This window comes from Fusibacter sp. QWL-12 (genome assembly GCF_058683495.1).
On sequence record NZ_CM178745.1, the window covers coordinates 1,497,531 to 1,510,069 of the forward strand.

Below are 12,539 nucleotides of genomic sequence, written 5' to 3' on the forward strand. Positions count from 1 at the left end.
GGGACCTACCTCAAAATTGTAATTTGAATCTATAAAAGCTAATTCGCCTAAAAATCAGGACTATTTTCTATTATATAGCGTGTATACTATGCACCAAAACGTTTTGTTTTTGAAGCACTAATGAAATCTCTAAAAAGTGGATGTGCATGTGTTGGTCTTGATTTGAATTCTGGATGGAATTGAACCGCTAAAAACCAAGGGTGATTAGGAAGCTCTATAATCTCAACCAATCTTTCATCAGGTGACAAGCCACTTAAGATAAAGCCACTTTGTAAAAACTCATCTCTGTAAGTGTTGTTGAACTCATATCTATGTCTATGTCTTTCATAAACCAACTCTTCACCATATGCTTGATGCGCCAATGAACCTTGTTTTAACTTACATGGGTATAAACCAAGACGCATTGTGCCGCCCATATCCTCCACATCGTGTTGTTCTGGCATAAGATCGATGACAGGTGTTGGCGTTAAGCCATTAAGCTCTGCACTGTGTGCCTCTGGATAACCGAGAATGTGTCTAGCATACTCAATAACCGCCATCTGCATCCCTAAACAAATTCCGAAGAAAGGAATGTTGTTTTCTCTCGCGTATTTAGTTGCGATAATTTTACCCTCAACGCCTCTAAATCCAAATCCGCCAGGAACTAAAATCCCATCACAATCCTTTAGTTTTTCAGCGACATTGTTTTCATCCACCTCTTCTGAATGAACCCAGTCGATGTCTACGATAACTTCATTTGCAATCCCTGCATGTTTAAGTGCTTCAGCGACAGATAAATATGCATCTCTAAGCTCTACATATTTACCTACCAATGCAATCTTTACTGTCGACTTTAAGTTCTTCTCAATGTTAACCATATTCACCCATTCCGATAGGTCTGGTTTAACATTTGGCAATTTAAAGAAGTCACACACTTTATCCGCTAAGCCTTCTTCTTCCAACGTTAATGGTACAGAGTAAAGCGTTTCAGCGTCAAGGTTTTGGATGACATTTTTTGGGCCAACGCTACAGAAAAGTGCAATTTTCTCTTTCATTTCTTGAGAAATTTCTTTTTCAGTACGGCATACGATTAAATCCGGTTGAATCCCGATTTCACGAAGTTCTTTAACTGAGTGTTGTGTTGGTTTTGTCTTAATTTCGCCTGCTTTTGCAAGATATGGTAATAACGTTAAATGAATGTACATAACGTTTTCCGCACCGACATCATATTTCATTTGACGAATTGCTTCAAGGAAAGGAAGTGACTCAATATCACCTACAGTACCACCGATTTCAGTGATTACCACATCAGCACCTGATTCCTTCGCCGAACGCATTAAACGGTCCTTAATTTCATTTGTAATATGAGGAATAACTTGGATGGTTGCACCTAAGTAGTCGCCTCTTCTTTCTTTGGTAAGTACAGACCAGTATATTTTTCCAGTAGTTACATTGCTGTTTTTAGATAAATTGATATCGATAAATCTTTCATAGTGACCAAGGTCTAGATCTGTTTCTGCCCCATCATCAGTAACAAAAACCTCCCCATGTTGGTATGGACTCATCGTACCTGGATCCACGTTAATGTATGGGTCGAATTTTTGAATCGTTACTTTCATACCTCTTGCTTTCAACAATTGGCCAAGTGATGCTGCTGTGATACCCTTACCTAATGAGGAAACTACCCCTCCCGTCACAAAAATATACTTCGTACTCATTAAAGACTCCTTTCAAATAACCATATAATCCTATTTACTCACTGGCCTCAGCCAGAATATTATGAACACCATATGTCTAAAATCGAGTCCTCATTCTCTGCCATAAATCGTAATATACATACTAAAAATTTTATGGCATAAAGCCTTCAAATTTTACCACATACTAGGTTTTGACTAAAAAAAAAGAGTGAGAAAGTCCCCAAAAGGATGACTTGTCACTCTTGTTGTAAGGTTAATAGCCACCCTTCTGGGTGTCTTTAGACCGATTCAATTAAACAATACTTACATAGTATATCCACTTCATATTGAGAAGTCAACATAATTTTTGCAAGGTTTTCAATCCATTATTTTAGTAGTTATTTTTGTATTTATTGAGCCTGTACTGTAATTTTAATCACTTCAAAAATCGTATCTGCAATTGCTTTACCTTCTATATAAAGCACCATTCCCGCTTTATAATTTGAAGCCTTATATGAACTACCTGTTGGGAAAGTCACCGTACGCATACGATTGTTTTCATCCGTTACGATTAATAGATTAGAAGATTCAACCACTTGAGAAACGGTTGCTTTTATAGCTGTAGGCTCTGCTATGATTTTTCTGCCTTGTTGTAGCTGAACGATACCACCGATACCGATTTCTACAGTAACCTCTTGATCCAATCTCAAATCATAGATGGTGATTGCATTATCACCCGTCTCATTCAAAAGCTTTGCTTTAGAAGAAAAACCATAGGTTTCGGTCTTACCATTAGATAATAATATTGAGATTTCAGGATTTTTCTTAATGTTGATTCCAGTTACATCGCCGACAACCGTTTTGGCTTGTCCAATCCATTCTACCTTTACAATTTCACCAAATTTCAATGTCGCTTTTACGATATCGCCTTTGTTGTATCCAGCAGAACCATTTACAAAGATTACTTTTGGTGTGATGGTCCCATTAAACACAGTACCATTCTCCATTGTAATGCCAATTTTGGTGGTTGCAGTCATCGTAAACGTATCGTTTAATATACCATAAAACTCATATGCATCTGAATAAGCAATGATTCTTTTTGCATCATAATCTTTGTAATAAACAATAACTTTGTAATCAGCTTTAAGATCACTAGCCAAAGCAGGAACACCATTAATCGTGACTAAAGTATCCTCATAGACATTTCTAAACTCATTTGAAGTTGCCGATACTGCAACCTTTAGGGATCTTCTTTTATTGGTTGTTCCGATATAGCCTGAAAGTTGAACGACTTTACCTTCGATAGTGGCTAATTTTTCTGTTAAAGCCACACCTGTAGCAATACCATTTTTAACTGTGATTTCAATGACAGAACCAATAGTAATGTCATAATAAGTTCCCGCATTGCCTTTTATCGATACAGTTGCTTCATCTAACTTGTATGATTCTTCTTTACCTGAAAGATTTTTAATTGTGACTGTGAATGTGCCATCATCCATTTTTACTACGGTGCCATTTACGGTTTTTTCTGTTTCAATAACTGAAGGCTTTTCTTCTGTCGTGCCTTCAGTTGTGCCTTCTGTAGTAGCTTCTACTTGAGTTTCGCTTGTCGGATCGATATTTTCACCTGTTTTTAATGAAGTGTAAAGGCCATCGATCATAATCGCCAACGTTGCACGATTAATTGTGCTGTTTGGGTTGAAATTACCTAAGCTATCACCTGTACTAGAAATAATATTGTACTCAATCAGCAAGTTAACATATTTAATAGCACTTAACGAGATCTCAGCTGCATCCTTGTATTTTAAAAGTATAATCTTATTAAGATTTTCTTGCTTAAACACATTGAGCGTTTTGGCAATGATCACAGAGGCATTTACCTTTTTAACATTAGTCAATGTTGTGCCATTTAAAAAAACCTTAATTTCATCTAACGTAAGAATTTTATATTCAAGTGCAAACGCCAATGCAGGATAAGTATCTGAATCGTATGGTGAAAGCATTTGTGGTACACCAATTGATTTCAAATCTGCTTCGTATTTGCTCGTAAGGGTTCCCATTTCAATGTTGTCTAATAAGCCCACTGTTTTTACGGCTCTATAAGCAGCAGTCACAACTTCAAGGCTTGTAACCACAGCATCAGGTTGAAATGCACCATTCGCATAAGTCGGCATCAACTTGTTGTCGATTACCCTTCCTATTTGAGCATTTGCCCAGTGACCTGAAGTAACGTCAGTTACTGCCATAGAGATAGCACTATTGCCTATCAATAGAACACACAGCATGAGAACCAGTGTTCTAATTAAAGGTTTTCTTTTACGCATTTGCATTTTCCCTCCTCTAAAATGACTCTATCTATCAAGAGCGCTTTTCATTCTAGAATTATTATAACACGTGAGTACCAGTCCCATTATTAAATTTATTTTACCACCGCCTAATTCAAGTATATTACAGAGGTGTTTTTATGATAAAATAAAGAATAATACACTTTCGAGGTTATCAAATGCCATTTTATTCTTATGATACATTAAAAGTTAACTATAAGCGTCAAGGAAAGGGACATCCTGTCGTTTTATTACACGGCTGGGGCGCTTCTCTTCAAACCTTTGACGCTATTTTCGAGGACTTGAGTAAAAAATATGACGTTTTATCGATCGACTTTCCTGGGTTTGGCGCTTCAGATGAACCCTCACAGTCTTGGAACTTAACTGAGTACACTGATTTTGTCGAAAAAATGCTCAAAGACTTAAACATTCAAAGTCCGGTCTTGATTGGACATTCCTTTGGTGGTCGTGTTGCCATCAAACTCGAAGGTCGCATTAGACCAAAGGCCATCGTTCTCGTGAACAGTGCGGGTATAAAACCTAAGCGTCCACTCAGCTATTACTTTAAAGTCTACGGGTTTAAAGCATTTAGAATTTTAGCTGGATTACCTGGTCTTAAATGGCTTTTAGCGGAACCACTTGCAGCCTATAGAGAGCTATATTCCAGTAGCGACTACAAACAGGCATCACCGATTATGAAGCAAGTTCTCAGCAAGGTAGTCAACGAAGATTTAAGAGCACTTTTGCCGGATTTCGAAGCACCAGTGCTGTTGGTTTGGGGCGATCAAGATACCTCTACACCTATCGAAGATGCAAAGCTGATGTCAGAAATGATACCAGATGCTGGTTTGGTCGTATTTGAGGGTGCAGGTCATTTTTCCTACCTTGAACAGCCCGCACGATTTTCAACGATAATCAATACCTTTATTGGAGGCATTTAATGATCACCACAGCTCTAGGCATACTTGCCGTTACCTTGTTGACCTATTATAGAAATTTCACAGATGTCCATCGCTTTCAACAATTCGGGTACTATATGATACCCTATCTCAAAAAAGCGGTTACGCAATTATTGAGACCCTATGAACTCATCTATCTTATTGGGGTCACGCTTTACTTTGCAACGGATATGGTTGCCCTTAAAATCATAGGCGGTCTTTTACTACTAGCCAACATGTACTTTTTGAGGTTGATCAAGAAAGCTTATCCTGCTAAGAAAAAACTGGTATATACACCAAGGATTAAAAGACTTTTAACCACCGCTTTATTAGTGCTATTGGTTTTAGGAACAGCAGTCATTTATTTACCAAAACCGGTTTATACAATATATGCTCTCTTGATCTACCCATTTAGCTTTGTAATGATCTACCTTGGCAACACCATTAACAAACCGATAGAGGGCGCCATCAATAATTATTATTATAATGATGCACTCAAGCTAATGGCACAGAATCCTAACCTCATCGTTATAGGGATAACGGGCAGTTATGGGAAGACAAGTACTAAAAACGTTTTATATACAATGCTTTCAAAAGATTTTAACGTGTTGATGACACCTGAAAGCTTTAATACAAAAATGGGACTTACACGTACGATCAGAGAACATTTGAAGCCCACACATCAAATTCTTATCGCTGAGATGGGTGCAAAGGAAGTCGGAGACATTAAGGAATTGTGTGATTTTGTTAAACCAACTTACGGCATCATCACATCTATTGGGCCACAACATCTCGATACTTTTAAAACCTTTGAAAATATTATATGGACAAAAGGTGAGCTCTTTAGACACCTCCAACCAGGTGGGACAGCCATCGTCAACGTCGATGATGAAAACGTTAGAAACCTTCAGCTACGAGATGATGTGACTGCAATAAGATACTCAGCCACAGATGATCTCACGTTGTCACCAGATTACCACATAGAAGCGATTAGTGTGGGCTCAGCGGGGTCAAGCTTTACACTGGTTCAAACTAAAACCGGAAAGAAAATCAGACTAAGTACCAAGCTACTTGGCAGTCACAATTTATCGAACGTCGTAGCAGGGATTGCCGTTGCACTTCAGCTAGGTGTATCATTTGATCGCCTCAGTACGATGACCTCAGATTTAAAACCGGTTCTGCACCGTCTTTCTACTCGCCGTGTCAATGATCAGTATACGATACTTGATGACGCGTTTAACTCGAACCCAATTGGCTCGAAGATGGCCCTTGATGTGTTGAAAAATTATGCAGGTAATAAAAAGATCATCATCACTCCAGGTATGATTGAACTTGGCGATCAAGCCTACGCACTCAACAAAAAATTTGGCGAGTACATTGCCGATGCTTGTGATTTCGTCATTTTAGTAGGAAAAAAACAAACACAGCCGATTCAAGATGGCCTACTCGAAAAGGGATATGATTCTAAAAAGCTTTATATAGCAAGTCATCTCAAAGATGGGTTTGCCAAATTAAATGAAATCGTCTCATTAAATGATGTCGTTTTAATTGAAAATGATTTACCTGATACTTTTAATGAATAAACACGATAACCATTTCTAAGGAGAACATATGATTAACATTGGTGTCATTTTTGGTGGTACGAGTGTCGAGCACGAGGTGTCAATTATCTCTGCGCAGCAAGCAATTGCGCAGCTACTAGATATGTCCTTGTACAAAGTCGTTCCAATTTACATTTCTAAACAAAACCGTTGGTACACAGGAGATTATCTTTTGGAAGTCGAGCATTTTAAAGATCTAAAAAAGGTACTTGAAAATAGCACACGTGTTCAACTGGTTAAGGGTGAAAGAAATGCTTATCTAATAGAAGACCCTGTGAAAAAATTCAAGAATCCAATCATCGATCACATCGATGTCGCTTTCCCGATCATCCATGGAACTGGTGGTGAAGACGGTAGTTTACAAGGCTTGTTAGAGCACTTAGACATCCCATATGTCGGTTGTAACGTTCTTTCAGCTTCATTGACTATGGATAAAGTCGCTTCCAAACTCTTTTTACAAAGTACAGGAATCAGAGTGGTTGATGGCGAGTGGTTTTTTACACATCATTGGCTCAATTATCAAACAGACATCATTGAAGCTTTAGAGAAAAAGCTACCTTATCCAATGATTGTTAAGCCAGCGGATATCGGATCAAGCGTAGGTGTCACACCAGCTAAAAACAGAGCTGAACTAATCGATGCGGTCGATTTTGCCAAGCAGTATTCAACTAGGATTCTCGTTGAAAAAATGTTGGTTGGTATGCGAGAAATTAACATCTCCGTGTTAGGAGATAGTGAAAAATTAGAGATTTCCGTGTGTGAAGAGCCCATAACAGCAAGTGATTTCTTAACTTATGAAGATAAATATGTCGGAGAGTCAAGATCAAAGGGCATGTCCTCAGCAAAGAGAAAGATCCCTGCTGATCTAGCACCAGATTTAAGAAGAGAAATTGAGCAAATGGCAGTGGAAGCCTTTATTGCACTTGACTGTGCAGGTGTTACTAGAATCGACTTTATGGTCGATAAAGTCAGTGGAAAACCGTTCATCAATGAGTTTAATACCGTTCCTGGCTCTCTTGCCTTTTATCTTTGGGAGGCGACTGGAAAAACCTTTAAAGAGATGCTGCAGGAGATGATTGATGCAAGCTATAGAGCCTACAGAAGAAAAGAAGCTCTAATGCGTTCAAACGATATCAATATTCTTTCTACTGCAGATTTAAAAGGCATTAAAAAATAGAGATATACAATTCAAATAATTCTTAATGAGATCTTTAAACGAAGGGGGAACTATTTATGGAAAAAATCCTAATTGTCGAAGACGATCTGCAAATTCAGACCTTGATTCGCGATTATGTCAATGCATCTGGCTATATAGCTATCACTGCATCCGATGGTGAAGAAGCCCTACAAAAGTACGAGTCAGAAGGTCCACAACTTGCACTTTTAGATATTATCTTACCTAAGATCGATGGGTTTGAGATTTGTCGTAAAATCCGATCAGAGTCTAACATACCTATTATTATGATCAGTTCTAAAAAGGAAGACACCGATAAAATTCTCGCACTTGGACTTGGTGCAGACGATTATATTGAAAAACCATTTAGTCCAAGAGTTCTCATCGCTAAAATTCAGTCTCAATTTAGACGTGTTAACGAGCTCTCAGGCACACCGCCTCAAGATACTTTGGCGATAAAGGAACTGGTATTAGACGTTAAAGCAAGAACCGTTACCGTTAAAGGGGATGCTGTTCCTTTCTCAGTTAAAGAGTTTGAAATTCTACACTATTTAATGCTCAATAAAAATCAAGCCCTTTCTAGAGAAAAGATCTTTGATGAAATCTGGGGCTACAATGAGTTTGGTGATATCAATACAGTAACCGTTCACATGCGCAAGATTAGAGAGAAAATTGAGTCCGATCCATCCAATCCAGAGTACATCGAAACGGTTTGGGGCATCGGTTACAAATTTAAGGGCTAGCATATGAAGAATTTCAAAATGACCTTAAGAGGCCTAATTATTCTATTTATGATTGGGATGGTCTTTACGACACTTGGCTCAATGGCATTTCTATTTATTAACTTTGATATTAGAAGTGGTGAGCATTCCATGGTAATTAAAAATCCCTATCTATGGTTTGCTCTTTTTATGGTAATTATCATCATCTTTTATATGATTTTGGTCTTGCTCATGAACCGCTATATCTTTGATCCTATTTTCGCGATGCGAAAAGCCGCTGAGCATATTCAATCTGGCAATCTCAATTATCCAATCGAATATGATGCAGATAACGAAATAGGTGCATTCTGCACTGAGTTTGACAAAATGCGCGTTCGGCTTAGGGATACTATTTTAGAACAACATGAAATTGAGAAAAGAAGAAAAAGATTAATTGCTAGCATTACACATGATCTAAGAACGCCTTTAACCTCTATAAAAGGGTATGTCGAGGCGATACAAGACGGTATTGTTAAGGATCAAGATACTTACGAGAAATACCTTGCAACTATTGCTGAAAAGGCAGATCAATTGAATCACTTAATTGATGACTTATCGGTTTATACGAAGCAGGAGTTAGGTGAGTTTACTTTAAATCTTGAACGACTCAACTCAGGAAAAATCCTCAGCAGTTATTTTGATCATAAAATTGATGAATTCAAATACTCACATTTACATTTGGAGCTAAAAAAACCATTTATATCGACGTATATCAATGTCGATCCCTATCGGTTTAATCAAATTTTAGAAAACCTAATTGGCAATGCTAAAAAATATGCCCATTCAAAGATCGTAGTCAGTACAAAGGTCATCGACTATCATTTACAAATTGCGATTCACGACGATGGTGACGGCATACCAACGGATGTCTTAGATAGTATCTTTGATCCTTTTTTCATGGTCAACAAAGTTAAGGATCAAAAGGAAAAAGGCGGCTCTGGGTTAGGATTGGCAATTGTTAAGCAACTTACAGAACGTCATGGTGGGAAAATAACCGTTGAAAGTAGCATGGGAAATGGAACTACTTTCACAATCGATTTCCCACTGGATATTTAAAGAAAGGAGTCCTGATGAAATGTCCTAATTGTAGTTTCGTCAACGCTGACGATGCAAAACAATGTAAAATTTGTGGTTACGATTTACCCGTCGTTGCGCCAAAGAGGGAATTTAATGATGAAGATGATGAAGAAATTGATTCTGCGCTAAAAAATTTATTTGGTCTAAAGGATTCCGATGAAGAGGACCCTCTTGATGTGGCTACTGTAGAAAGAATGTTGCATAAAAAAAGACCGGTTCAGCCAAGTAGAAAGTCAGAGCCTACTTCACCAAAAGCTGAACCTTCAGCACCTCCTCCGCTCAAGAGCAAGCGACCTGAAAAGCCAGCTCAAAATTCCGATGAAGATGAAGAAATTTCTAAAAATAGCTATCGTGTAATCATCATCGTCCTCGCTATTTTAGTCCTGTTGTTTATCATTTTCAAATCAGGTATCATTAAATTGCCTTGGAAATACGATAGTGATAAAGAGGTGGTGACAACGGAAACCACTGAGGCTCAAAGCAGTGTTGAAACAACTGAGACCACAACTTTTGAGGCAATCAATTTAGGTCAAGCGCCTGCAATTGAGCCACTCAATTTATTTTTCAACTATTTACCGGAGTTTTCTAATAAAGGTAACTTAAATATTACAACCTTGTTTGTAAGTTCTTCAGATGCACTTTCCGTTTTAACAGAATTTGCAGGAACGGGTAAGATAGAAGAAATCATATCGGTTGATGTCACTGACTCTGAAATTAACGAATCTGATGCAACCTTTACTATCGATACCGTCATTCGTCAAAATGCCAATGGGATTTCTCAGACCAATAGCGTCCAATGGGACTTTAGAGTAGTAGATCAAGGCAGTAGCTGGTTGTTGGATGGGGTTAGCTATAATTCAACTGCGTATACTGGTAGTATAGATACTACAGAACCACCTTCTACAACTGAATCAACTCAAACACAAACTACGGAACCTCCTAAACCTACAACGACAGAACCAACCACATCAAAACCAACTGAATTTGATTATGCTGGTTTTAAATCATCAGGTAGTTTTACTGGTGGCACACTTTCTTCTGGTCAAGATGTCGGTGGGGTCAGATATGGCGATCATGGCGATTTTGAAAGACTGGCATTTGATATCATGAAGTGGGTCGATGGCACGCCAACTGAAACCGTTGATATAGCGACTTCGTATTCAGCAACACTTTCAGCTGATGGCAAAAAAATTACTATCGTGCTTACAGGTGCAAGAGATGCATATGCAAGTTTAAATCCGGTTAACTTCAAGGATAGTCCAAACATTTCAAGCGTTGGTTTCTCATTTGCTGGACAAGGTGAAAGCGTTCAAATTGATATCAATTTAAAATCACCTAGTCAGTTTAAGGTCTTCGACCTCAAGTCACCTGCTAGATTGGTTGTGGATATCGCACCAAAATAATCAATTAAAAAGCCTAGAAGATTGATCTCTTCCACTTTATGTGGTTGAGATGATGCTCTTCTAGGCTTTATTAATTTATGAAAAAGGATTCTTTAATGAACGACAAGTTTTAGTACGAAAAAAATGATGAGTAGCGGAATAATAACCACTGTAACAATCCCAAAGACGATACCAATAGCGCCAAATATAATTCCAATTGTGGCACCGATAATACCAAATATTGCACCTATTAATCCACCAATTGCACCAAATATACCACCGATAACACCACCAATTGCACCACCTAAACCACCAAATACAGCACCAAATACTGAGCCGATAATTTCAAATGGTAACACGAGAAGCTTACCTACTGGTAAAATATAAGCTGCGATACCACCTATAAGCAAATAAGGTAGCATTCTTTCAAAACTATAACCCTTGCCGTGTAACACCTTGGCGATAATCGCCATTACGATTAATGCAAATATCATATTTACCTCCATCTATTTAAGACCTTCGTCCGTTTATCTATATACATCATAATCGACATACTTATAAAACGCGTTAGCCTCAGATTAGAAATCGGTAAGAATTAACATTAATTTTCTACTTTTTTAGCTTGATTGATTTTTTTGATTTCTTCTATCACAAATGGTAATACTTTATGAACGTCACCTACTACACCAAGATCAGCTACTTCAAAGATTTTAGCACCTTTGTCTTTATTAACTGCGATGATGAGTTCCGCTTCTTCCATACCTGCAACGTGTTGAATAGCACCTGAGATACCACATGCGATATAAAGATTTGGTCGAACCGTCTTACCAGTTTGGCCAACTTGTCTGTCATGATCCATCCAACCGCTATCTACAGCTGCTCTTGAAGCAGAAACAAGTCCATTTAACTCTTCAGCTAAATCGTGAAGCAAGCTAAAGTGTTCAGCAGAACCAACGCCACGTCCACCTGATACAAGGACTGTCGCTTCTTGAATGTCTTGCTTTTCTTCAGTTTCTTTTTCAAAGGATAAAATTTCTACAAACTGAGCATTTTTCTCGATTTGAACTGGATAATTTACGATTTCGCCCGCTCTGCCAACTGCTCTTTCCATCTTTGTCATAACACCAGGTCTAACTGTAGACATTTGTGGTCTGTGATCTGGGCTTACGATGGTTGCCATAATGTTACCACCAAAAGCAGGACGTGTCATGAGAAGCATTCTATCTTCTGATACTTCAAGCGACGTACAGTCAGCAGTTAAGCCTGTTTCAAGTCTTGCAGATACTCTTGGTGCTAAGTCACGACCGATTGAAGTCGCACCAAACAATACAATTTCAGGCATTTCTGAACGAATCGCTTGTACAAGAGCTTGTGTATAAGGTTCAGTTGAGTAAAGCTCAAATGCGTCGTTTTCCATTACCAAAACTTTATCTGCACCGAACTCTACGAGCAATTTACTGTGTTTTTCTACATTTTTTCCGACAAGAGCCGCCACAACGTGAACGCCTAACTCATCAGCAATTTTTCTCCCTTTGCCTAAAAGCTCTAGAGAGACGTTTTGAACTTCACCAAAGCGTTGCTCAACGTATACGAGCACACCTTTATAATCATTGATATTCATTATATG

At 38.2% G+C, this 12,539-nt stretch carries 10 protein-coding genes; 6 read left to right on the forward strand and 4 right to left on the reverse strand.

Features of this window, described 5'->3' with window-relative positions; all coding sequences use genetic code 11:
- Positions 1-86 precede the first annotated feature (86 nt).
- Complete coding sequence (pyrG, locus tag AC4PID_RS07555) at positions 87-1,697, reverse strand: CTP synthase (protein WP_492134963.1); 1,611 nt, start codon at positions 1,695-1,697, stop codon at positions 87-89.
- Positions 1,698-2,065: 368 nt separating this feature from the next.
- Positions 2,066-3,979 (reverse strand): S-layer homology domain-containing protein, encoded by a 1,914-nt coding sequence (locus AC4PID_RS07560; protein WP_492134964.1) that lies wholly within the window; start codon positions 3,977-3,979, stop codon positions 2,066-2,068.
- A gap of 179 nt (positions 3,980-4,158) precedes the next feature.
- Here AC4PID_RS07560 and AC4PID_RS07565 point away from each other — a divergent pair, with 179 nt between their 5' ends.
- Genes AC4PID_RS07565 through AC4PID_RS07590 form a run of 6 tightly spaced genes read left to right on the forward strand, consistent with a single transcriptional unit; the run spans position 4,159 to position 10,933 of the window.
- Positions 4,159-4,920 (forward strand): alpha/beta fold hydrolase, encoded by a 762-nt coding sequence (locus AC4PID_RS07565; protein ID WP_492134965.1) that lies wholly within the window; start codon positions 4,159-4,161, stop codon positions 4,918-4,920.
- Positions 4,920-6,500 carry a UDP-N-acetylmuramoyl-tripeptide--D-alanyl-D-alanine ligase gene (locus AC4PID_RS07570; protein WP_492134966.1) on the forward strand — a complete coding sequence of 527 codons (1,581 nt, stop codon included), beginning with the start codon at positions 4,920-4,922 and terminating at the stop codon, positions 6,498-6,500. The genes AC4PID_RS07565 and AC4PID_RS07570 overlap by 1 nt, the downstream gene beginning before the upstream one ends.
- Positions 6,501-6,528: 28 nt before the next feature.
- Positions 6,529-7,695 (forward strand): D-alanine--D-alanine ligase family protein, encoded by a 1,167-nt coding sequence (locus tag AC4PID_RS07575; protein ID WP_492134967.1) that lies wholly within the window; start codon positions 6,529-6,531, stop codon positions 7,693-7,695.
- Between the two features lie 56 nt (positions 7,696-7,751).
- Positions 7,752-8,435 (forward strand): response regulator transcription factor, encoded by a 684-nt coding sequence (locus tag AC4PID_RS07580; protein ID WP_492134968.1) that lies wholly within the window; start codon positions 7,752-7,754, stop codon positions 8,433-8,435.
- Positions 8,436-8,438: 3 nt separating this feature from the next.
- Positions 8,439-9,509: a sensor histidine kinase gene (locus tag AC4PID_RS07585; protein WP_492134969.1), complete on the forward strand. Its 1,071-nt coding sequence runs from the start codon at positions 8,439-8,441 to the stop codon at positions 9,507-9,509.
- 14 nt (positions 9,510-9,523) lie between these two features.
- Complete coding sequence (locus tag AC4PID_RS07590) at positions 9,524-10,933, forward strand: AMIN-like domain-containing (lipo)protein (RefSeq protein WP_492134970.1); 1,410 nt, start codon at positions 9,524-9,526, stop codon at positions 10,931-10,933.
- A 92-nt stretch (positions 10,934-11,025) separates the two neighbouring features.
- Here AC4PID_RS07590 and AC4PID_RS07595 read toward each other — a convergent pair whose 3' ends face one another.
- On the reverse strand, positions 11,026-11,406 hold the full coding sequence (locus tag AC4PID_RS07595; protein WP_492134971.1) for a hypothetical protein: 381 nt from the start codon (positions 11,404-11,406) through the stop codon (positions 11,026-11,028).
- Positions 11,407-11,513: 107 nt separating this feature from the next.
- The gene (locus AC4PID_RS07600; RefSeq protein WP_492134972.1) at positions 11,514-12,533 is read right to left on the reverse strand and encodes an electron transfer flavoprotein subunit alpha/FixB family protein; all 1,020 of its coding nucleotides are present in this window, start codon (positions 12,531-12,533) and stop codon (positions 11,514-11,516) included.
- Positions 12,534-12,539 lie beyond the last annotated feature (6 nt).